This window comes from Streptomyces yatensis (genome assembly GCF_018069625.1).
Taxonomy (GTDB): Bacteria; Actinomycetota; Actinomycetes; order Streptomycetales; family Streptomycetaceae; genus Streptomyces; species Streptomyces yatensis.
The window spans coordinates 981,013-1,002,863 of the sequence record NZ_CP072941.1 but is presented as its reverse complement, the minus strand read 5'-3'; the positions used below and the strand labels follow the sequence as shown (position 1 = coordinate 1,002,863).

Annotated in this window: 16 protein-coding genes; 9 read left to right on the top strand and 7 right to left on the bottom strand. The window is 73.3% G+C overall.

The annotated features are described in order from the left end of the window. Window positions 1-2: 2 nt before the first annotated feature. From J8403_RS03840 to J8403_RS03820, 5 genes are read left to right on the top strand one after another with little or no spacing between them, the layout of a single operon-like run. Complete coding sequence (locus J8403_RS03840; protein ID WP_211121860.1) at window positions 3-4,640, top strand: type I polyketide synthase; 4,638 nt, start codon at window positions 3-5, stop codon at window positions 4,638-4,640. Beyond that, window positions 4,630-4,953: an acyl carrier protein gene (locus tag J8403_RS03835; RefSeq protein ID WP_211121859.1), complete on the top strand. Its 324-nt coding sequence runs from the start codon at window positions 4,630-4,632 to the stop codon at window positions 4,951-4,953. Before J8403_RS03840 ends, J8403_RS03835 begins: the two co-directional genes overlap by 11 nt. A gap of 4 nt (window positions 4,954-4,957) precedes the next feature. Beyond that, window positions 4,958-5,779, top strand: a complete 822-nt coding sequence (locus J8403_RS03830; protein ID WP_211121858.1) for an alpha/beta fold hydrolase — start codon at window positions 4,958-4,960, stop codon at window positions 5,777-5,779. Then, window positions 5,776-6,966, top strand: coding sequence for a glycosyltransferase (locus J8403_RS03825; RefSeq protein ID WP_211121857.1), 1,191 nt, complete (start codon window positions 5,776-5,778; stop codon window positions 6,964-6,966). Before J8403_RS03830 ends, J8403_RS03825 begins: the two co-directional genes overlap by 4 nt. A 26-nt stretch (window positions 6,967-6,992) precedes the next feature. Beyond that, on the top strand, window positions 6,993-8,840 hold the full coding sequence (locus J8403_RS03820; RefSeq protein WP_211121856.1) for an ABC transporter ATP-binding protein: 1,848 nt from the start codon (window positions 6,993-6,995) through the stop codon (window positions 8,838-8,840). A gap of 64 nt (window positions 8,841-8,904) precedes the next feature. Here J8403_RS03820 and J8403_RS03815 read toward each other — a convergent pair whose 3' ends face one another. Both J8403_RS03815 and J8403_RS03810 read right to left on the bottom strand, forming a co-directional pair. Continuing rightward, a complete protein-coding gene (locus J8403_RS03815) occupies window positions 8,905-9,741 on the bottom strand; it encodes an SGNH/GDSL hydrolase family protein (RefSeq protein WP_211121855.1) in 837 nt (278 codons plus the stop codon). A gap of 169 nt (window positions 9,742-9,910) precedes the next feature. Then, window positions 9,911-10,393: an Lrp/AsnC family transcriptional regulator gene (locus J8403_RS03810; protein WP_211121854.1), complete on the bottom strand. Its 483-nt coding sequence runs from the start codon at window positions 10,391-10,393 to the stop codon at window positions 9,911-9,913. 162 nt (window positions 10,394-10,555) lie between these two features. Between J8403_RS03810 and J8403_RS03805 the strand changes: the two genes are divergently transcribed. Beyond that, on the top strand, window positions 10,556-12,901 hold the full coding sequence (locus tag J8403_RS03805; RefSeq protein ID WP_211128063.1) for a transketolase-like TK C-terminal-containing protein: 2,346 nt from the start codon (window positions 10,556-10,558) through the stop codon (window positions 12,899-12,901). Window positions 12,902-13,047: 146 nt separating this feature from the next. On the opposite strand, the gene J8403_RS03800 is transcribed toward J8403_RS03805, so the two are convergent. The 4 genes from J8403_RS03800 to J8403_RS03785 form a co-directional block, all read right to left on the bottom strand. Then, on the bottom strand, window positions 13,048-13,542 hold the full coding sequence (locus tag J8403_RS03800; protein WP_211121853.1) for a hypothetical protein: 495 nt from the start codon (window positions 13,540-13,542) through the stop codon (window positions 13,048-13,050). Window positions 13,543-13,750: 208 nt separating this feature from the next. Continuing rightward, a complete protein-coding gene (locus tag J8403_RS03795) occupies window positions 13,751-14,302 on the bottom strand; it encodes a DoxX family protein (RefSeq protein ID WP_211121852.1) in 552 nt (183 codons plus the stop codon). Between the two features lie 91 nt (window positions 14,303-14,393). Then, complete coding sequence (locus tag J8403_RS03790; RefSeq protein ID WP_211121851.1) at window positions 14,394-15,788, bottom strand: MFS transporter; 1,395 nt, start codon at window positions 15,786-15,788, stop codon at window positions 14,394-14,396. Between the two features lie 111 nt (window positions 15,789-15,899). Next, window positions 15,900-16,412 carry a metallophosphoesterase family protein gene (locus J8403_RS03785; protein WP_211121850.1) on the bottom strand — a complete coding sequence of 171 codons (513 nt, stop codon included), beginning with the start codon at window positions 16,410-16,412 and terminating at the stop codon, window positions 15,900-15,902. Window positions 16,413-16,514: 102 nt separating this feature from the next. Between J8403_RS03785 and J8403_RS03780 the strand changes: the two genes are divergently transcribed. Together J8403_RS03780 and J8403_RS03775 are read left to right on the top strand one after the other, a co-directional pair. Next, the gene (locus J8403_RS03780; RefSeq protein WP_211121849.1) at window positions 16,515-17,081 is read left to right on the top strand and encodes a tyrosine-type recombinase/integrase; all 567 of its coding nucleotides are present in this window, start codon (window positions 16,515-16,517) and stop codon (window positions 17,079-17,081) included. A gap of 108 nt (window positions 17,082-17,189) precedes the next feature. After that, window positions 17,190-17,876, top strand: coding sequence for a GntR family transcriptional regulator (locus tag J8403_RS03775; RefSeq protein ID WP_211121848.1), 687 nt, complete (start codon window positions 17,190-17,192; stop codon window positions 17,874-17,876). A gap of 34 nt (window positions 17,877-17,910) precedes the next feature. Here the strand turns inward: J8403_RS03775 and J8403_RS03770 are convergent, their stop codons facing one another. After that, the gene (locus J8403_RS03770; protein WP_211121847.1) at window positions 17,911-19,296 is read right to left on the bottom strand and encodes an aminopeptidase P family protein; all 1,386 of its coding nucleotides are present in this window, start codon (window positions 19,294-19,296) and stop codon (window positions 17,911-17,913) included. Between the two features lie 147 nt (window positions 19,297-19,443). Here J8403_RS03770 and J8403_RS03765 point away from each other — a divergent pair, with 147 nt between their 5' ends. Next, window positions 19,444-21,780 (top strand): collagenase, encoded by a 2,337-nt coding sequence (locus tag J8403_RS03765; protein ID WP_211121846.1) that lies wholly within the window; start codon window positions 19,444-19,446, stop codon window positions 21,778-21,780. Window positions 21,781-21,851: the final 71 nt, after the last annotated feature.

Genomic DNA, 21,851 nt, shown 5'->3' with positions numbered 1-21,851 from the left:
CGATGCCCACCCCCGCACCCCTCGGCGGGCCCGAGCCACAGGGTGAGCCGATCGCCGTCGTCGGCATGGAGGTCTTCCTCCCCGGTGCCCCCGATCTGGCCGCCTACTGGCACAACATCACCACCGGCGCGGACGCCATCACCGAGGTGCCCGCCGACCGCTGGGACCCGCTCTTCTACGACCCGGCCGCGGCGACCGACCCTGCCGCCGGGCGGCGCAGTGACCGGTTCTACTGCCGTCGCGGCGGATTCGTGGACAGCGGCGCCGAGTTCGACCCGACGCGCTTCGGGATCATGCCGAGGTCGGTGCCCGCCACCGACCCCGACCAGCTCATCGCGCTCGACGTGGCGTACCGCTCCCTTCAGGACGCGGGCGGTGAGTCCGTCCTGCCCGCCCGCCGCGAACGCGCCGGGATCGTCCTCGGCCGCGGCGGCTACCTCACACCGGGCCTGGTCCGCCTGGACCAGCGGGTCCGCACCGCCAACCAGCTCGTGCTCACCCTGCGCGAGCTGGCCCCCCAACTCGACGAAGCCCAGCTGGAGTCGGTGCGCGCCGGGTTCTGCGAACGGCTCGGACCCGAGGAGCCGGAGTCCGCGATCGGCCTGGTGCCCAATCTGGTCGCCTCCCGCGTCGCCAACCGGCTCGATCTGCGCGGACCCGCCTACACCGTGGACGCCGCCTGCGCCTCCTCGCTGGTCGCCGTGGACCACGCGGTACGCGAACTCACCTCCGGGCGCTGCGATGTGATGTTCGCGGGCGGGGTGCACCACTGCCACGACCTCACCCTGTGGAGCGTCTTCAGCCAGCTCGGCGCGCTGTCCCCGAGCGAGCGCATCCGCCCGCTGCACCGGGACGCGGACGGCGTCCTGATCGGCGAGGGCACCGGCGTGGTCGTCCTCAAGCGGCTGGCGGACGCGCGGCGCGACGGGGACCGGATCTACGCGGTGATCCGCGGCACCGGAGTGGCCGGCGACGGCCGCTCCGCGAGCCTGTTCAACCCCGACCCGGGCGGCCAGATCCGTGCCGTCCGCCAGGCGTGGGAGGCCGCCGGGCTCGACCCGCGCGCCGCCGACGCGCTCCAGCTCCTCGAGGCGCACGGCACCGCGACGGCCGCCGGGGACGGCGCCGAACTCCGTACGGTGGCCGAGGTGTTCGGCCCCGCGACCGCCGGGCGCGCCGTCATCGGCTCGGTGAAGTCGCAGATCGGGCACACCATGCCGGCCGCCGGCGTGGCCGGTCTGATCAAGGCGGCGCTCGCCCTGCACCACGAGACGCTGCCGCCCACCCTGCACTGCGACGACCCCAACCCGGCCCTCGAAGCCACCCGGTTCACCACGCTCGCCACCGCCCGTCCCTGGGACGAGGTCGCGGGCGGCGCCCCGCGCCGGGCCGCGGTCAACGCCTTCGGCTTCGGAGGCATCAACGCACACGTGGTACTCGAACAGCCCGCCGCGGTCCGCGGCCGCCGCCCGCGGGTGACCGTCGGCGAGCCGGAGCGCGTACTGCGGCTGGCCGCCCGCACCCCCGAGGAACTGGCCGCCCGGCTCGACGCCGAGGACGGCGCGGTGCTCGCCGCGAGCCTGCCCGAGACGGGCTCGCCCGCGGCGGGCCCGGTGCGGCTCGGCATCGTCGACCCCACGGCACGCCGCCTGAAAACGGCGCGCCGGGCGGTCGGCAAGGGCGAGCCCTGGCGCGGGCGCGGCGATGTGTGGTTCACCCCGCGCCCGGTGCTCGGCCCGGCCGGTGGGCGCACCGCCTTCGTCTTCCCGGGCCTGGAAGCCGAGTTCACCCCCAAGGTCGACGAACTCGCCGCCCGGCTCGGCCTGGACTGGTCCTACGACGAGGAGGCCGAGGTCGGCGACGTCGGCCGGCACGGCGCCGCCGTCTTCCAGCTGGGCCGGCTCCTCGACACCGCGCTGCGCCGCCTGGACGTGGCGCCCGACGCCGTGGCCGGGCACAGCGTGGGGGAGTGGACCGCGATGGCGGCGGCCGGGGTGCACACCCCCGAGGAGGTGGACGCCTTCCTGGCCGGCTTCGACCCGGACGCGCTGCGGGTGCCCGGCCTGGCCTTCGCCGTCCTCGGCACCGCCGCCGACCGGGTCCTCGACCGGCTCACCGGCCGCGAGGACGTGGTCCTCAGCCACGACAACGCCCCCAACCAGTCGATGATCTGCGGACCCGAGGAGGCCGTCGCCGAGCTGGTGGCCGACTTCCGCACCCAGGGCGTCATCGCGCAGGTGCTGCCCTTCCGCTCCGGCTTCCACACCCCGATGCTCGCCCCCTACCTGGACCCGATCCGCGAGGCGGCCGAGCGGTACACCCTGCACCCACCGCACACCGCGCTGTGGTCCGCGACCGTCGCCGCTCCCTTCCCGGCCGAACCGGAGGCGGTCCGCGAGCTGTTCGTGCGCCACCTGCTCGAACCGGTCCGCTTCCGCGAACTCGTCCTGCGGATGTACGAGGCGGGCTTCCGGGCCTTCCTGACCCTGGGCGCGGGCCAGCTCGGCTCCCTCATCGACGACACCCTCGCGGGCCGCGATCGCCTGGTGGTGCCCGCGCACTCCACCTCCCGCGACAGCCTCGCCCAGCTCCGCCGGGTGACGACCGCGCTGTGGACCGAGGGCGCCGACCCGGACGTCACCCCGCTCAACCCTCCTGGTGATCGGGCGAGTTCGAGCATCCGCCCGGTACGCCGCGCCGGGATGAAGCTCGACCTCGGCGGCGCCCTGGTCTCCCTCCCCGCCGCCGGACACGGTCTCCTCGTCACGACACCGGACCGCACCGCGCGGCCCCGGCGCCCGGCTGTCCCGGCCGCCCGAACCGAGGCCCACACCGGCGCGCTCGACCGGTCCGGCCACGCCGGCGGACACCACCCGGTGGCCGCCGAGTTCTCCGCGCTGCTCACCGACACCAACGCTGTCGCCGCGGAACTCCTCGACGCGCTGGGGCGGCGCCGCGGCCCCCGGGTCCCGGCGCGTCACCGGCCCCCGGCCCCGCGGTCCGGCGCCGTCGCACCGCGGGCGGTCAGCCCGAACAGCTCCAGCGGCTCCAGCGGCTCCACCGGCGCCGACGGCCTCGCGGCCGTCCCCGCCGCCCTGCGGATCGACGTGGACCGGATGCCGTACCTCCGCGACCACTGCTTCTTCCGCCAACGGCCCGGCTGGCCCGACGAGGCCGACCGGTGGCCGATCGTGCCCGCGACCACCGTCATCGACCACCTCGTCCGGATCGCGGAAGAGGCGATGCCCAGCCAGAGCGGACAGCGGGTGGTGGCCGTGCACAACGTGCGGCTCCAGAAGTGGATCGAGGCCATCCCCGCTCGTGACGTGCCCGTCGCGGTGCGCCGCTCGGCTCCGGACCGGATCGAGGTCGGGCTCACCGGCTTCGCGGGCGCCGAGGTCCAGTTCGCCCCGGGACCCGCCGAGCCGCCCGCCGTGTGGCCGGTGGACCAGGCCCGCGAACGGGTCCCCGAACTGGCCGCCGAACAGCTCTACACCGAGCGGTGGATGTTCCACGGCCCCGCCTTCCAGGGCGTCACCGAACTCACCGCGATCGGTGAACGGCATGTGCGCGGCGTCCTCACCGCGCCCGGACCACCCGGCGCGCTCCTCGACAACGTCGGCCAGCTCCTCGGCTACTGGATCATGGCCACCCTCACCGAACGCACCACGGTCTTCCCGGTCGGCATGGCCCGGATCGCCTTCCACGGCCCCGAACCGGCCGCCGGCACCGCCCTGGACTGCCATATCCGCATCCGCGAGGTCACCCCCACCACCCTCACCGCCGATATGCAGCTCGTCCACGACGGCCGGGTCTGGGCCGAGTGCGCGGGCTGGACCGACCGGCGCTTCGACACCGACCCCGGCATGCGTCTGATGGACCGCTTTCCCGGCCGGAACACCCTCTCCGAGGAGCGCACCGGGGGATGGAGCCTGGCCCATGAGCGCTGGCCCGATCTCGCCACCCGCGACCTGATCATGCGCAATGTGCTCGGCGGCGCCGAACGCGACCGCTACGCGGACCAGCCTCCGACCCGCAAGCGCCGCCATCTGCTCGGCCGCATCGCCGCCAAGGACGCGGTCCGCAGGCTGCTCTGGGCGGAGGGCGCGGGCGACATCTACCCGGCCGAGATCGCCCTGCACAACGACGCGGCCGGCCGGCCCGTGGTGACCGGTGTGCACGGCCGCAACATCGGCCCGGGCCTGACGGTCTCCCTCGCGCACAGCGCCGAGGCGGCGGTCGCCCTGGCCCGCCGCGGACCCTGCGGCATCGACCTCGAAGAGGTCACCGCCCGGCCCGCCGCCGCCGTCGCGGCGGCCTGCGGCCCCGAGGAGCGCGCGCTCCTCGCCCGTACCGCCGCCGCGGGCGAGGAGAGCGAAGACCTGTGGTTCACCCGTTTCTGGGCGGCGAAGGAAGCCGTCGCGAAGGAGCGCGGTACGGGGCTCGGCGGACGACCTCAGGAGTACCGGGTCACCGCCGCCCGTCCCGACCTGCTGCGGGTGGAACACGCGGGCCGCGCCTGGGAAGTGCGCTGCGATCAGGTGGTGGCCCCCGCGGGGCTGCCCGAACGGAACTATGTCGTCGCCTGGACCACGGGCGGCGCCGAGCCAGTCAGTCAGGAGAGCCAGCATGACCACTGAGGCGACCACCCCCAAGGCCCTCAGCATCGATGAGGACACCGTCCTCGCACAGATCGCCGCGACGCTGCGCGAGCTGCCCGACGCCGGTCTGGAGGACGCCGAGATCAGCCGCGAGACGCTGTTCCACGACGACCTGGAGCTGGAGAGCATCGACCTGGTCACCCTCGCCGGCCTGCTGCGCGAGCACTACGGCGAGCGCGTCAACCTCGCCCTGTTCATCGCGGACCTGGAACTCGACGAGATCATCGCGCTGACCGTGGGTCAGCTCGCCGACTACGTCACCGCCTCGCTCCGCGCCACCGAGGAGAGCTGACCGGATGGCGAAGACACCCACCGGCGACATCACCACCCATGTGCAGGAACTGCGCGCGGGCGCGGCCGCCGAGGGCGAGCCCCCGGTGGTCGTCCTCGTGCACGGTCTGCTCACGGACTCGCTCGCCAGCTACTACTTCACCCTCGGCCCGGCGCTGTCCGCGGCGGGCATGGACACCGTGATGTACGACCTGCGCGGACACGGCCGCACCGACCGGCCGCCCACCGGCTACCGCCTGGAGCACTTCGTCGAGGACCTGGCGCTGCTCCTGGACGCCCTGGGCGAGCACCGCCCGGTGCACCTGGTCGGCAACTCCTTCGGCGGCACCGTCGCCGCGGGGTTCGCCGCCTGGCACCCGGACCGCACCGCCACCCTCACCATGATCGAGTCCGAGCCGCCGGTGGCCACCTGGGCCACCCATATCGCGGACGGCCTGGCGCACGCCCGCCGTGACCTGGTCCACGACCACGCCATCGAGTGGATCAAGGAGCGCTACGGGGCGCACACCGCCCGGCTCTCCCGCACGGCCGCGCGCATTCTGCAGACCACCACGCTGGCCGAGGACGTCCCGGCCGGACGGCTCATCGACGACGACCTGTCCGCGCTGCGCTGCCCGCTGCTCGCCGTCTTCGGCAGCGATTCCGGGCTCAGCGCCCAGGTGCCGGAGCTGGAGGCCAAGGTCGCACAGTGCCGCACCGTGGTCCTTCCGGACCAGGGCCACTCGGTCCTGGTCGAACAGCCCGGCCGCACCCGTGACCTCGTCGTGGACTGGGTGCGCGAGCACCACGCGCGCCGGTCGGGCGCCTGGGCCGGAGCGGCCGGATGAGCCGCTTCCTCCTGGTCGCACCGCCGCTGACCGGGCACATCAACCCGCTCGTCGCCGTGGCCGCCGAGCTGACCGCTCGCGGCCACGAGGTCGAGTGGTGCGGCTACGCCGACCGCATCCGCGACGCGGCCGGACCCGCCGCCGTCGTCCACGAGTGCGTGCTCCCCGAAGCCGGCGAACTGGTCCGCCCGCCGACCCTGACCGGCCCGGCCGCCTTCCGCTTCCTCTGGGAGGGTTTCTTCATCCCGCTCGCCGAGGCGATGGCGCCCGGCGTGGCGAGCGCGGTGCGCGCCTTCCGCCCGGACGCGGTCGTCACCGACCAGCACGCGGTGGCCGGCGCCCTGGTGTGCGAACGCCTCGGCGTCCCGTACTTCACCTCGGCCACCACCTCGGCCGAACTCATCGACCCGCTGGCCGATCTGCCCAAGGTGGCCGCCTGGCTGACCGGCCGGCTGGACGCACTGCGGGCGGCGATCGGCGACCCGGCCGCAACGCACGACCCGCGCTTCTCCCCGTACGGCGTCCTCGCCTTCACCAGCCGGGAACTCGTCGGCGACGAGGCCACCCTGCCCTGGGAGCGGGTCCATCTGGTCGGCCCGGCCATCGCCGACCGGCCCGGGGACCCGGACTTCCCCTGGGAGGCCCTCGACCCCTCCCGCGACCTGGTCTTCGTCTCGCTCGGCACCGCCAACAGCGACGCCGGCGCACGCTTCCTCCACGAGGCCGCCGGAGCGCTGCACCTGCTCGCCGACCGGGTGCAGGGCGTCGTCGCGGACCCCGGCGGCCAACTCACCGACCCGCCGCCCGGCATCCTGGTGCGCCCCTACGTCCCCCAGCTCGAACTGCTCGGCCGGGCCAGGGCGGTGGTCAGCCACGGCGGCCACAACACTGTCTGCGAGACCCTCTGGCACGGGCTGCCGCTGGTGATCGCCCCGATCCGGGACGACCAGCCGATCGTGGCACGCCAGGTGGCCCAGGCGGGCGCCGGTATCCGGGTGCGCTTCGGACGGGTGGACGCGCCCAAGCTCGCCGAGGCGCTGCGCACGGTCCTGGACGACACCGGTGGGCACCGCACCGCGGCGGCGGCCATCGGCAGGTCGTTGCGCGCCGCGGGCGGCCGGCACGCCGCCGCCGACCACCTCGAACAGCTCGTCACGGCGCACCCGGCGGCAGCCGCGGGCCGCTGAACGCATCCCCCATCCCGGAGCACCCCATGACCACAGCCCACCCGATGCCTCCGCCGCAGGCGCCGAGCCCCGCGTCCGACGGGCTGCCGGACTCCGGCATCCGCCCGCTGCGGGCGCTGCTCCAGCAGGCCCGCCCCTACCGGTTCGTCCTCCTCGGCTCGCTCCTGCTCGCCCTGGCCGCCAGCGGCTGCGGGCTCGTCCAGCCGCTGGTGGCGCGGGCGGTCCTGGACGCCCTTGCCGACGACACGGCGGTCACCGGGCCGCTGGTCCTGCTCGGCGTCCTGGTGGTGGCGGGCGCCGTCCTGACCGGACTTCAGTCCTGGTGGCAGCAGCGCACCTCGGAGCAGGTCGTCCGCTCCATCCGCCGCGACCTGGTCTTCCGCCTCATCCGGCTGAAGATCCCCGAGCTGGACCGCCGTCCGCCCGGCGATCTGGTCGCCCGTGTCACCTCCGACAGCGCCCTGGTGCAGAACGCCGCCACCCAGGGCCTGGTCATGATCACCAATGGGCTGCTCACCGTCGTCGGCGCCATCGTGCTGATGGGCACGGTCCACCTCGGCCTGCTCGGCGTCACCCTCGCGGTCCTGCTCGGCACCGGCGCGCTCCTCGGACTGATCCTGCCGCGCATCCGCGAGGCCGTCGCCCGCGCCCAGAGCTCCGTCGGCGCCATCGGTGCCGCCCTGGACCGCTCACTCGGCGCCGCCCGCACCGTCAAGGCCAACGGCGCCGAATCCCGGGAGACCGCCCGCGCCGAGGCCGCCGTCCAGGAGGCGTACCAGGCGGGTCTGACCGGCGCCAAGTATGTCGCCCTGGTCCAGGTCCTGTCCGGCGTCGCCATCCAGGCGGCCTTCCTGGCGGTGCTCGGCGTCGGCGGTGCCCTGGTGGCCTCCGGGGACCTCGACGCCTCCCAGCTCATCGCCTTCCTGCTCTACGTCTTCTACCTGGCCAGCCCGATCGCCTCGCTCCTCGGCGGCCTCGGCATGCTCCAGCAGGGCCTCGGCGCCATCGTCCGCATCGAGCAGGTCAAGCATCTGCCGGCCGAGGACGACGTGGACCTCCCCGAGCGGGTGGCGCCACACGCCGCGCGGTCGGCACCGGCGCCACCGGTCGAGTTCGACGCCGTCCACTTCGCCTACCCGGGGCGCGGCCCGGCCCTGCGCGGCATCAGCTTCACCGTGCCCGGCGCCACCCGCACCGCCCTGGTCGGCCTCTCCGGCGCCGGCAAGACCACGATGTTCGCGCTGCTCCAGCGCTTCTACGAACCGCAGGCGGGCGCCATCCGGATCGGCGGCCAGGACATCGCCCGCATGTCCCGTGCCGAGGTCCGCCGCCGCATCGCCTACGTCGAGCAGGAGTCCCCGGTCATGGCGGGCACCCTCGGCGACAACCTCCGCTACGCCGCGACCGGCGCCGGCGACGAGGACATCGCCGAGGTACTGCGCCTGACCCGGCTCGACTCCCTGATCGCCAGGCTGCCCGACGGCCTGGACACGGAGGTCGGCAACCGCGGCGTCACCCTCTCCGGCGGGGAGCGCCAGCGCCTCGCCATCGCGCGTGCCCTGCTGCGCAGGCCCGAGGTCCTGCTGCTCGACGAGGCCACCGCCCAGCTCGACGCCAGCAACGAACAGGCCCTGCGGGAAGCGGTGGACCAGGCCGCGCGCCGCTGCACCGTCATCCTGATCGCCCACCGCCTGTCCACGGTCACCGACGCCGAGCAGATCATCGTGCTGGAGGACGGCGGGATTCGCGCCGCGGGCTCCCACGAGGACCTGGTCGGCGCCGACACCCTCTACCGCGAACTCGCCGCCTCCCAGATGCTCGTGCCCGCCGTGGACGACCGGCCCCCGGGCCCCGACGCGCACCTGACACTGTGAACGAGCGCCCCGGGCCCCCGCGTTGACGAGGCGGCCCGGGGCCCGGAACGGACGGCTGCCGCCGTCAGCCCGTGATGGCGTTCAGCGCGGGCAGGTAACCGTCGCGGTGCCCGGCCTGGTTCGGGTGGTACGACTCGTTCAGCTTGTCCCACTCCAGGCTGGTCACCCAGGTGGTGTTCCCCGAGCAGATGGTGTGCGGGTCGAAGGCCGGCCGCGGGTCGAGGAAGGTGAAGCCCGCGTTCGCGGCCTGCTGCGCGAGGACGGTGTTGAGGACGTCGGCCGCCGAGTTCAGCGCGCTGCGCTCGGTGTCGCTCAGCCCGAGGATGCCGCAGCTGCCGCCGATCTTGTACAGCCGGGGATACCCCACCACGACCACCCTGGCGCCCGGCGCGGCTCCCTTGATGGCCGTGTAGGTGTCGGCCAGCGTGCCCGGCAGCACACCGGTCGCCGCCGCCTTCGCGGCATCCACCCCGGCGACGCAGTCCTTGTCGTCCAGGGTGAGGATGCAGTTCTGCAGAACGCTCACGAAGCCCACGTCGTTGCCGCCGGCCTGCACCGTCACCAGCGTCGCGTCCGCGGTGAGCTGAGGCACCTGCCGGCTCTTGACCTCCGCGGCGGTCGCGCCGGAGCAGGACGCCTCCACAAAGGAGTACGAGGTGTGCTGCGCCGCCCACAGCCGCGGGTAGGACAGCGGCCCGCGCCGGCAGGCGTCGTTCGGGTCGTCATAGGTCCGGGTGCCGGGCGCGACGGCGTACGAGTCGCCGAGCGCGATGTACTTTCCGGCCGCCTCCGCCCCGGTCGGAGCCGCCTGCGCGGCGGGCGCCGCGGTGACGGCGAGACAGGCCGCCGCCAGCGCGGTGAGAAGAGAGGTCAGTGGTCTGCGTGCGCGTGCAGTGCGCATGCGAACTCCCGTGAGTGTGGGGGAAGTCTGACCACACTGAAGTAACAGTCCCAGGATTCGGAATCGATAACTCCACGGAAAGCCACGGGTGTTCCGCACACCGCGAAAGACATCTTCGGACGGTAGCGAAGACCTCGTCGTAGGCCGGGCCGTGTCCCCCTGCAGCCCGCTATCCACCCGCCGCGGCGCGGCGCAGCAGCGGGGTGAGGCGGTGCGGCACCAGTTCGCGCATGGCCAGGGCCGTCGTGGTGCGCTCGATGCCGGGGATGGCGAGGATCTGTCCCGCGATGCCGTACAGGGCCTCCACGTCCGTGGAGGCCACCCGTATCAGCAGATCCGTCTCGCCGCTGAGGCCGAAGACCTCCACGACCTCGTCGATGCCCGCCAGCGCTTCGGACACCTCGGCCAACCGGTGCTGATGGACCCGCGCGGTGACGAACGCGGTGAGGGGATGGCCCAGCGCCTTCGGGGTGATCCGGCGCTCGAAGGTGTCCAGCGCGCCGCCCTGCTCCAATCTGGCCACCCGGGCCTGGACCGTGTTGCGGGACAGCCCCAGCTGCTCGGCCAGGGCGACGATGGTGGCGCGTGGATCGGCGGCAAGGGCGAGCAGGATCCGCGCGTCGGTGGCGTCCACGCCTCGCTCATCGCTCATGGTGCCCAATCGATGTCCCTCATCCGCCTCGGAGTCTGAGCAGAATGCACAGTCCTGCGGGAACATGTTGTGCATCCAAAGGAATATCTGTCTACTTGCGGAGCACAACGTCAATTTTCGCGGAAGCAAGGTGCGGACAGTGGGGTGCGCTCTGTGACGGTCATGAACTCGGAGCCGAGGCCGGCCGGCGGCAAGGGCCCGGGCGTCGCCCGGGAGGCGGAGCTCGCCGCGCTCGAGGCGGTCGAACGGCGCGTGCTGTGGCTGTCCACGGCGATCATCGATCATGCCAACCGGGTGCGGCCGAACCCCTCGGGCCTGAAGGTCGGCGGTCACCAGGCGTCCAGCGCCTCGATGACCTCGATCATGACGGCGCTGTGGTTCCACGCGCTGACCTCCGAGGACCGGGTGTCGGTCAAGCCCCACGCCTCGCCCGTGCTGCATGCGATCAACTACCTGCTGGGCGAGCTGGACGAGTCCTATCTGACCACCCTGCGCGCCTTCGGGGGCCTGCAGAGCTACCCCAGCCGGTCCAAGGACCCCGACCCGGTCGACTACTCCACCGGTTCGGTCGGCATCGGCGCCACCGCGCCCCTGTGGGGGGCCATCGCGCGGCGCTACGCGGAGGGGCATTTCGGCGGGGCCGGTACCGGACGGCAGTACTCCCTGCTGGGCGACGCGGAACTGGACGAGGGCGCGATCTGGGAGGCGATCCAGGACCCGATGGTGCCGGGCCTGGGCGAGGTGGTGTGGGTCGTCGACCTGAACCGGCAGTCCCTGGACCGCGTGGTGCCCGGTATCGCCGCGGAGCGGCTGCGGGGCATGTTCACCGCGGCCGGCTGGCAGGTGATCAACCTCAAGTACGGGCAGCTCCTGCAGGGGTTGTTCGCGCGGCCGGGCGGCGAGGCGCTGCGCGCCCGTATCGACGCCATGGGCAACCCCGAATACCAGCGCCTGCTGCGCTGTTCCGCCGACGAACTGCGTGAGCGCCTGCCCGGCACCGGCTCCACCGCCGGGCCGATCGCCGACCTCATCGCGCCACTGGACGATGGCTCGCTGCTGGCGGCGGTGCGCAACCTGGGCGGCCATGACATCCGCGCCCTCATGGACGCGTACGACGCCGTGGACGACACCCGCCCCACCGTGATCTTCGCGTACACGGTCAAGGGCTGCGGGCTGCCCACCGAGGGCCATCCGCAGAACCACTCCTCACTGCTGACCGGCGACCAGATGAAGGCGCTGGCCGACCGTCTGGGGACGAACCTCGACCGCCCGTGGGCGCCCTTCGGCGACGGCTCGCCGGAAGCGGCCCTGTGCGCCGCGGCCGCCGATCGGCTGCGCCGCCCCGGACGCGTGTCGCGGCGGCCCCCCGAGGTGCCCGCCGACCTGGCCCGACCGGCGCCGACCGGTACCGGCAACACCCAGCAGGCACTCGGGCGCGTTCTGCTGGACCTCACCCGGCGGGCGCCGGAGGCGGCGGAGCGGATCGTCACCGTCAGCCCCGACGTCAGCTCCAGCACCAATCTCGGTGGCTGGCTCAACAAGGTCGGGGTGTGGTCGCCGACCGAGCGCCCCAACTGGTTCGCCGACGATGCCGAGACGATCCTGCACTGGCGGGAGCGGCCCACGGGCCAGCATGTGGAGCTGGGCATAGCGGAGACCAACCTGGTCGGCCTGCTCGGCGAACTGGGCACCACCTGGAGCCGCTGGGGCCAGCCGCTGCTGCCGATCGGTGTGGTCTACGACCCCTTCGTCAACCGGGCGCTGGAGCCGTGGTCCTTCGGCATCTACGCCGGTGGCCAGTCGATCCTGGTCGGCACGCCGTCCGGCGTCACGCTCGCCCCCGAGGGCGGTGCCCACCAGTCGATCACCACTCCGTCACTGGGCATCGAGCAGCCCGGCTGTGTCACCTACGAACCCGCCTTCGCGATCGACACCGAATGGTGTCTGCTGGCCGCGCTCGGCAACCTCGGCCGTCCGGACGGGAGTTCGGCCTACCTGCGGCTGTCCACCCGGCCCGTCGACCAGTCCGCGGCCGCGGTGCCGACCGACCCGGCCGCGCGTGAGCGGCGCCGCCGGCACGCGGTCGCCGGAGCCTACCGGCTGAGGCGGCACGAGAACCCGGTGGTGACCCTCGCCGCGATGGGCGCACTGGTCCCGGAGGCCCTGGCCGCGGCCGACCGGCTCGCGGCACTCGGCCACGGCGCCGATGTCGTATGCGTGACCAGCCCGGACCTGCTCTTCCGCGCGCTGCAGGCCCGCCGTGGCCTGTCGGAGGACCCGACCTGGATCCTCGACCAGGTCTTCCCCGCCGAGCGGACCACACCGCTGGTCACCGTGCTGGACGGCCACCCGCACACCCTGTCCTTCCTGGGCACGATCCAGAACACGCCCGTCACCCCCCTCGGCGTGACCCGGTTCGGCCAGTCCGGTGCGATCGAGGACGTCTACCGCCACCACGGCATCGACAGCGATGGCATCGTCGCCGCGGCGCTGGACCACGTCGAGTAGGGCCAGGGGCAGTAGGGCCAGGGGCCCGGAGGCCCGCGAGGCCCGCACCTTCGAGGTGCCGCACATACGAGGGTGCCGTCCGGTGGGGGACGGCACCCTCGTATCCGCGGCCATTCCAGCCGTTGGCCGATGTTCTGGGTCCGGTGCTATCTCGGCATCTCCGTGGACGTGCCGTTCACCGTCCCGGTGGCCCTGGTGGGGCGCTCCAGGATGCCCCGGGTGTCGGGCGGGGCCGGTTCCGGGGCGCCGGTGGTGTGCTGCGGGCCCGTGGACTCGGCGGCGGCGCTGCCGTTCGCGGTGCCGTTGTGCGGATGCGCCGACCCGTTGATCTTCTCGATCGCCTGCCGGGCCTGCTCACCGGGGGAGCGGGCCGCCAGCGGCGGCGAGGGGTGGGGCGGCGTGGCCGCGGGCTGGGTCCGCTCCCGCTCGGGCTTGGCGTGGACGCCGAGGGTGTGGGTCCCCTGGCGCAGCCGATGGCTGACCGCCTCGTCGAGACTCACCGGCCGCTGCGTCTGGGCCGCCAGCCGACCGGCCTCCTGGCCCAGCGCGGCGACCACTTCCCAGGGCAGATGGAGCACCAGGCGGACTTCGGCGTCGCCATCCGGCAGCGCCTGGATGGGAGGGATGAACCGGTCATTCATGGACGGGGCCTCCGGTCTCGGTATCGGCCTGTGCGGGCGGCGCGCGTCCCATGGGCAGGACGCACACAGAGCGATACGGAGAACCGGCCCGCGGTGTTCACCCGTGCGACGGCGATCCTTCTCCCCGCCCCGCGCCCGGGCTCCTGGTGGCCCCGCGCCCGGGCTCCTGGCGGCCCCGCGCCCGGGCTCCTGGCGGCCCCGGTGGCCGTCAGGTCTTGCTGAGCAGGATCGTCACCGTCGCCAGGATCGCCGCCAGCACCAGCATGGAGATGCCGTAGATCAGTCGCTGCGACCGCAGGAGGGGGAGGAACGCGTCGACGGAGATCCGGCCGGCACCGGAGAGCGCGAGCCCGGCGGCGCCGACCCCGACCAGCAGCGGGAACTCGAAACCGCCGAAATAGCCGAGCGGCGAGGCGGCGGCGACGGCGTTGGCCATCGTGCCCGCGACGGCCGCACCGGCGAGCGGCGTGAGCAGCCCCACGGCGAGGGCGAGGCCGCCGAAGGTCTCGGTCAGCCCGGCGATCACGGCCATGGCCTTGGGCGCCGGATAGCCGAACTGCGCGAATGCCACGGCCGTCTTGTCGATGCCCAGGCCGCCCCACCAGCCGAAGAGGTGCTGTGCACCGCGCGCGGCGACGATCAGCCCGACGCCGAGCCGGAGAACCAGCAGACCGACATCGTGGGCTCGGAGCACATGCGCCGCTGACCTGGGCGAGGCCGGGGCGGGTGCGGTGGCGTTCTCGGGGTGGGAAGAAGTCATGGCGCCCTCGTCTGGTCGGGCTCGGCGCGGATCGCCGAGCCGAGATCCGATATGCACCTTAAATACTTTTTATTCCACCGAGCTGTGGGGTTCAATCCGGGCAGCCGCCGGCGGCGGACCGGCCTCCGCGTGACCCGCCGGGCGGCCGTACCGTCGTCAGCGCCAGAAGCGCGGCCCCGGCCAGACAGCAGCCCCCGGCCGCCATCAGGACCGCGTTAACCGCTGTGGCCGCGGCGGTGCCGTGCGCGTCGGCGGCGGATCCGGACAGGGCCACCCCCAGCCCCGCCGCGGTGGTGATGACCGTCTTGGTCACCCCCGACGCCTCCCCGGCGCGCTCGGGCCGCACCACCGCCTGGGTGGCGATGAGGGTGAGGGCGCCCGCGACCCCGAGCGCGGCCCCGCAGGCCGTGACCGCGACGAGGAAGACCGGCAGGGTCGGCGCCGCGGCGGCGGCCCCCAGCGCCGCCGCCCCCAGCACCAGGACCCCGGCCATCGCCCGCACCGCGTACGCCGTGCCGATCCGCCCCGCCACCGGCCCGGCCAGCGCCATCGCCGCCGCCGGGGCCAGGAAGGCCGCCCCCGCGCCCGCCGCCGACAGCCGCCACGGCCCCTGCAGCGCCAGGGGCACCGCGAACAGGACGACCACGGTCGCGGCATTGGCCGCCGCCCCCGCCGCCGTGAGCGCCACGAAGGGCCGGTTGCCGAACAGCGCGAGATCCACCAGCGGATGCGCCGCCGCCCGCTCATGCCGTACGAAGACGGCCCCGAGCCCGACCGCCAGCGCCACGGCCACCGCCGAACGGCCCGAGGCCCAGCCCCACGGCTGCCCCCGGTCGACCAGGACCGCGAGCGCCGCGAGCGCGCCGGTCACCGTGACCAGCCCCGCCACGTCCACGGACACCGGCGCGGTGGTGTCGCGCGACTCCCCGGCCCATGCCGCGCACACCGCGGCGATCAGCGCGAGGGGTACGTTCAGCCAGCACACCGCCCGCCAGGACACCGCCTCGGTCAGCACCCCGCCGACGTAGGGCCCGCACACCGTGGCCACGCCCCCGATCCCCAGTGCCCGGCCCATGACCCGCGCCCGCGAACCAGGCGGGCAGGCATTGGTCAGCAGCGCGAGACCGGCTGGCATGGCCATCGCCCCGCCCGCGCCCTGCACCACCCGCGCGCCCACCAGCACCGGAAGCGACGGGGCCAGCGCACCGACCAGCGACGCCCCGCCGAACACCGCGAGCCCCGCCATCAGCAACCGGCGGCGGCCGTACAGATCACCCAGCCGCCCCGCGCCCGCCATCAGCGCGCCGGCCGCGAGCAGATACCCGCTCACCACCCACTGCAGGCCGCCGCCCGCCGCCCCCAGATCCCGCCCGATCCCGGGCAGGGCCAGGTTCAGCGCGAACGCGTCCAGCTGGACGCAGAACACGGTCGCGGACACCGCCGCCAGTGCCCATCGCCCCGCGGACCCGCCACTTACCGTCGTCATCACACACTCCTCGGCATCCGAAAAGGACCTGTCGGACACCGGGGCTGAAAAGAGAGACGAGCGAACGGAGGGAAACGGGCGCGGCCATCACACCCGGGGAACGGCGATCGGTCAGCGGCGGGGCGGCAGCCGGTGCAGCTCCACGGCGGTCAGCCGCCCGGCCTCGATCGCGGCCGTCAGATACGTACAGTACGGCTGCCGGCGCCGGTCGGTGGGGGAGCCCGGGTTGAGCAGCCGCAGCGGCCCCCGCGGCCCCTCGGCCGTGGAGTCCCACGGGATATGGCTGTGGCCGAACACCAGCACATCGAGGTCCGGGAACCGCTCGGCGCAGCGCCGCTCGCGCCCCCGCGCCGCCCCGGTCTCGTGCACCACGCCCAGCCGCACCCCCGCCAGCTCGGCCCGGGCCACCTCCGGCAGCCGCGCCCGCAGCTCGGGCCCGTCGTTGTTGCCGTACACCCCGATCAGCCGGCGCGCTCGCTCCTGGAGCAGATCGAGAGTGGCGAGGTCGACCCAGTCACCCGCGTGGATCACCACATCGGCGTGCGGCAGCCGCTCCAGCAGCTCCCCGGGGAGCGCCTTGGCGCGCCGGGGGAGATGGGTGTCGGACATCAGCAGAAGGCGCACACGGACGACCGTACCGCCGAGATGGCCTTGACGAGGACATCGACGGAGGAAATAGTGTGCCAAGCGACTCGGTGGCGGTCGCGAGGCTCCCAGGGGGTGGACATGGCAGCGCGGTCCCAGCCGCGGACGGCGAAGGAGACGGCGCGGGACCGCTATCCGCGGCCGCTGGTCCAGGCGGCGGAGGCGGAGTGGATCTGGCGGCAGCTGTCGGTGCGGGCGATGGAGGACGGCGCGAAGCCGGAGACCGTACGGCTGGCCGTGGTGGTGGGCCTGGCGCGGGCCAGCGGCGCCCGGTACGGCGGGCTGCTGCGCTGCACCATGTCGGCGCTGGACCTGGACGCCGGATGGGTGACCATCGAGCACGGCAAGCATCGCGTCCCGCGCCGGCACGGCCTGGACCGCGGCACCGTGCTGGTGCTGCGCCGCTGGCTGCGGGTGCGGCAGGAGCTCTGCGCGGAGCTGGAGGGGTCGGTGCCGGACGCGCTGTTGCTGACGGTGCACCACACCCATGACAACGGCGTGACCGTGGTCGCCGGGCTGCCCATCACCCGGCAGGGGCTGGTGCTCTCCTGGCGCCGCTTCGTCCACCGTACGAACGCCCGGTACGCCGGTCGCCGCCCACCGCTGCCCACCCGCTTCGAACAGGTCCGCCGGGTCTGGGACACCTGAGCCCGGACCCCGGCGGGTCCCCGCAGGGCCGTTGTCGGTCCGTCGGCGCAACGTGACATTGTACGCTGGCACTCCGCGCCGACTCGACGTGCCATTCGGAGGGCCGAGATGGGTGAACTCAAGCATCGGAGCCTGGCCACCGTTCAGCACCGGCTGCGCGACCAGGTCGCCCATCAGCTGCGTGCGGCCCTGATAGCCGGTGAACTCCGGCCGGGCACGGTCTACTCGGCGCCCGGTCTGGCCGCGGACTTCGGGGTCTCGGCCACACCGGTGCGGGAGGCCATGCTCGACCTGGCCCGCGAGGGTCTGGTCGAGCCGGTGCGCAACAAGGGCTTCCGGATCACCGAGGTGAGCGAGCGCGATCTCGACCAGTACACCGAGATCCGGGCGCTGATCGAGGTCCCGGTCGTCGGCCGGGTCACCCGCACCGCGACCCGCGCCCAGCTCGAAGCGCTCCGCCCGATCGCCCTGGAGATCGTCGACGCGGCCGCCGCGCATGACCTCGTCGGCTACCTGGAGGCCGACCGCCGCTTCCATCTCGAACTGCTGGGCCTCAATGGCAATGACCGTCTCGTCGAGACGGTGAGCGACCTGCGCAAGCGCTCCCGTCTCTACGGCCTGACCTGGCTCGACGAACACGACCAGCTGCTGCCGTCCGCCGAGGAGCACGTGGAACTGCTCGATGTGATGCTGGCCGGGGACGTCGAGGCGGCGGAGGCCTGCATGACCCGCCACCTCGGCCATGTCCGCTCCCTGTGGGCCCAGGGCCGCGGGGAGGCGGCGCGAGTGCCCTGACGGGCGCCGAACCCCTTGGACGCGCGACCGCGGATCAGCCGGACGGGGTCAGCAGCCGGTCCATCCACTCCTCCACCGCATCGGCCGTGCGGGGCAGGGCCGTTGACATCAGACGGGCACCGTCGGCCGTGATCACCAGATCGTCCTCGATGCGTACCCCGATCCCGCGCAGTTCGAGTGGCAGGGTCGTGTCGTCGGGCTGGAGGTAGAGGCCCGGTTCGACGGTGAGGACCTGGCCCTCTTCCAGGACGCCGTCCAGGTACTGCTCCGCGCGGGCCCGGGCGCAGTCGTGGACGTCGAGCCCGAGCATATGGCCGGAGCCGCACAGGGTGTAGCGCCGGTGGAGGCCGCTCTCGGCGGTGAGCGCCTGGGCGGCGGGGATGCGCAGTACGCCCCAGTCGGCGAGGCCCTCGGCGAGCACGGTGGAACAGGCGCGGTGGAAGTCGCGGAAGCTCGCGCCCGGTTTGAGGGCGGCGATCCCGGCGTCCTGCGCGGCGAGCACCAGTTCGTAGACCCGGCGCTGGACGGGGGAGAAGCGCCCGGACAGGGGCAGGGTGCGGGTGATGTCGGCGGTGTAGAGCGCGTCGGTCTCCACGCCCGCGTCGAGCAGCAGCAGCTGCCGCGGGTCGAGCGGGCCGTCGTTGCGGGTCCAGTGCAGCACACAGGCGTGGGCGCCGGCGGCGGCGATGGTCTCGTAGCCCGTGCCGTTGCCCTCGGCGCGGGCGCGCAGCTGGAAGACGCCCTCGATCCAGCGTTCGCCGCGGGGGTGCCGCAGGGCCGAGGGCAGGGCGCGGACGACGTCCTCGAATCCGGTGGTGGTGTGATCCACGGCCTGCTGGAGCTGGGCCACCTCCCATGGGTCCTTCACCAGGCGCAACTCGCTGAGCGCGGCGGCGAGTTCGGGATCGCGGGTGGCGTCCCGGCCGGGGCCGAGGCGGGCGAGGCCGTCCAGGTGGGCGCAGCGGAGGCCGGTCAGCCGCTCTGCCTCGGCCAGGTCGGGGCGGCGGCCGACCCAGAACTCGCCGTACTTGCGGTCCCGGTAGAACTCCCCGCCCTCGTCGCGTGGTGCCCGCGGCCGCAGGTAGAGCACCGGCTCGCCGTCCGGCTCGAGGACCAGTACGTGGCCGGGCTGGTCCTCGCCGGTCAGCCCGGTCAGCCAGGCGTACGCGCTGTGCGGGCGGAAGCGGTGGTCGCAGTCGTTGGAGCGGACCTTCAGCTCGCCGGCCGGGATGAGCAGCCGCTCGCCGGGGAAGCGGGCGGTGAGCCGGGCCCGGCGGCCGGTGAGCCGCTCGAAGCCGGGGACGCGGGAGTCACCGGCGGGTGGGGTGGGGGCCCAGCCGTCGGCCATCGAGCGGGCGAGGGCGTCCGATACGGGCAAATCATGGCTGCCGGTGTGGAGTTGGGCGGCACGTGCGGTCACGGACACCTCCGGTGAAGGAAATCTGGATGACCTTTTCCTGACGCCTTGTCAGTGCAATTTCACATTACTATGTTACAGGTCACACCTCGTGAAGTGAAGGCCAGTGCCTCGGGCCCACTCACCCCCCACCGCCTCTTGGAGGTTCAGGTGTTACATCCGCGCTCCTCGCGCAGACTCCTGCCGGCCGCGGCCCTCGTCGCCGCGCTCGTGATGCCCCTCGGGCAGGCCGCCGCGGCCGCCCCCAGGGACCTCGCACCATCCGCCCATCCGTGGCAGCCGAAGGCGGCGCCGAAGCCCCCGCCGCGGCCCGCCGCCAACCGCTTCGACCACGCCCAACGCCTCAAGCGAGAACCGCAGTTGAGCGCTCCTCCGGCCCCCGCGCCGCGCTCCGTCACCACCGACGGACGGCCGCCCGGCCCGCTGTCCGGGCCGGCCACCCCGCACCACCACAGGAAGCCGTCGGTCGCCCCCTGCACTCTCGACGGCGTCACCGGGCTGAGCCCCGATCAGCTGGCCGACTTCCTCGCCGACCCCGCGGTCACCGCCGACGGCTGTCTGCGTGACCTCATCTGGAACTGGGACCCGCGGCTCATCCCCGTCATGTCCGACGCGCACGTCCAGACCGTGGCCCGGCGCATCGCCTCCCTCGCCCCCGGCCACGACGGCGCGAACACCGGTCACCTGTACGAGATGTTCACCTACCTGCACGCGGTGGCCTACCACGACTTCTCGCACGACGAGATCGACACCACCGACGCCCCCACCGTCAACGCGGTGCGCGGCGCGGTCGACGCCTTCGGCGCCGCGCCCCGCACCTTCGACGGCACCCGGGCCAACGCCGACACCCTGCGCGAGGCCCTGATCGCCTGCAGCGGGCCCGGCGGACGCCAGTACCAACTCGGCCTGGTCAAGAACGTCCTGGCCACCATGGACCCGGAACACACCGCCACCAGCAGGGACCAGTCCTGGGGCAACGCCGCCCTCTCCGCGCTCTCGCTGAACTACCTGGGCGTCTACTCCGGCAACCAGGACGGGGAGTTCCGGGCCGCGGTCGCCGCCGACCCCGGCTACCGTGCCGCCTTCAAGGCGTTCGCCGACTACACCCACCTCAAGGACACCCCCAACGCCTGGGTCGTCCGCGACGCCCTCCTCGAGTACGGCCGCTTCGGCGAGATCGACTCCCTGAGGCAGCAGACCATCACCGACCTCGGAGCCCTGCTGCCCGTCACCGTCCGGAACTTCGGCGAGGGCAGCGCGCCCTGGGGCAAGGTCGTCTCCTGGCTCATCACCCTCGAGGCGTGCGAGCCCTACGGCGTCTGCAAGAAGGACATCGAGAAGCGGATCTTCCCGAACACGTACTCCTACGACAACGGCGGCATCAAGGTCCGCACCGCCCTCGACCGCGCCACCGTCGATCAGCTCTACTATGCGTCCAAGCAGGTCAGGGCCCAGTTCCACCGGGTGCTCGGCACCGAGGAGCCGCTTGCGGGCGACCCGAACACCACGCTCACCATCGTGCTGTACGCCTCACGCTCCGACTACGAGGTCTACCATCCGATGCTCACCGGCATGGGCACCGACAACGGCGGTGTCTACATCGAGCGGGGCGCGACCTTCTACACCTACCAGCGCCGAGTGCCGCAGGACTCCTCCCTCACCCTGGAAGAGCTCTTCCGGCATGAGTACACCCACTACCTCAACGGCCGGTTCGCCGTCCCCGGCTCCTTCGGCGAGGGCCCCTGGTACGAGGCCGACCGCACGACCGCCATGGACGAGGGCAGCGCCGAGTTCTTCGACGGCTCGACCCGTGACGACGGCATCCGCGTACGCCAATCCCTGGTCCGCGACATCATCAACGACACCCGGGGCGGCAGGCCGCGGATGACGATCAACGAGATGCTGCACGCGACCTACGACCGCGACGGCTTCCGCTTCTACTCCTACGCGGGCACCTTCTTCGAGTTCCTGTGGCGCGACCACCCGGCGAAGCTCCAGGAGATGTACCGGTTCATCCGCGCCGACGACCCCGTCGCCTTCGACAACTGGCGCAACCAGCAGGGCGCGGACGTCAACCTCCAGCTGCAGTACGACGCGTTCCTCGACGCCCAGATAGCCATCGTCGACGACCTGTTCGTACCGGACACCACGTACGTGCCCAACCAGAACCTGACGCTCACCGACGCCGCCGGGGCGCAGAGTGCCTTCTCCCGGGCCACCGGCAACCAGCCCGTCTGCAAGGACAACGGCGACGGCGAGCACGGGCGGTTCGTCTGCACCGGCCGGATCACCGCGAACCTCAGCGATCCCGGCAGCCTCAACAAGATCTTCACGGAGATGTCCGAGGCGGTCGACGCCGATCTGCTCGACCGTTCCGAGCCCGCCGCCGTCGACTTCGGCGATATGAACTGCAGCTTCGGCCGGCCCACCGTGACGGGTAACTCCGGTACCGCGGACTTCAGTTGCGAGGGACCGCTGCGGCGGTGACCTGACGTTCGGTACCGCGCATCCGCACCCGCTCGGTGCGGATGCGCGGGCCGATGTCCCGGCGGGCCGGC

Coding starts and splice junctions, on each gene's coding strand:
- J8403_RS03840 (WP_211121860.1), top strand. CDS start 3: ATGCCCACCCCCGCACCCCTCGGCGGGCCCGAGCCACAGGGTGAGCCG.
- J8403_RS03835 (WP_211121859.1), top strand. CDS start 4,630: ATGACCACTGAGGCGACCACCCCCAAGGCCCTCAGCATCGATGAGGAC.
- J8403_RS03830 (WP_211121858.1), top strand. CDS start 4,958: ATGGCGAAGACACCCACCGGCGACATCACCACCCATGTGCAGGAACTG.
- J8403_RS03825 (WP_211121857.1), top strand. CDS start 5,776: ATGAGCCGCTTCCTCCTGGTCGCACCGCCGCTGACCGGGCACATCAAC.
- J8403_RS03820 (WP_211121856.1), top strand. CDS start 6,993: ATGACCACAGCCCACCCGATGCCTCCGCCGCAGGCGCCGAGCCCCGCG.
- J8403_RS03815 (WP_211121855.1), bottom strand. CDS start 9,741: ATGCGCACTGCACGCGCACGCAGACCACTGACCTCTCTTCTCACCGCG.
- J8403_RS03810 (WP_211121854.1), bottom strand. CDS start 10,393: ATGAGCGATGAGCGAGGCGTGGACGCCACCGACGCGCGGATCCTGCTC.
- J8403_RS03805 (WP_211128063.1), top strand. CDS start 10,556: ATGAACTCGGAGCCGAGGCCGGCCGGCGGCAAGGGCCCGGGCGTCGCC.
- J8403_RS03800 (WP_211121853.1), bottom strand. CDS start 13,542: ATGAATGACCGGTTCATCCCTCCCATCCAGGCGCTGCCGGATGGCGAC.
- J8403_RS03795 (WP_211121852.1), bottom strand. CDS start 14,302: ATGACTTCTTCCCACCCCGAGAACGCCACCGCACCCGCCCCGGCCTCG.
- J8403_RS03790 (WP_211121851.1), bottom strand. CDS start 15,788: ATGACGACGGTAAGTGGCGGGTCCGCGGGGCGATGGGCACTGGCGGCG.
- J8403_RS03780 (WP_211121849.1), top strand. CDS start 16,515: ATGGCAGCGCGGTCCCAGCCGCGGACGGCGAAGGAGACGGCGCGGGAC.
- J8403_RS03775 (WP_211121848.1), top strand. CDS start 17,190: ATGGGTGAACTCAAGCATCGGAGCCTGGCCACCGTTCAGCACCGGCTG.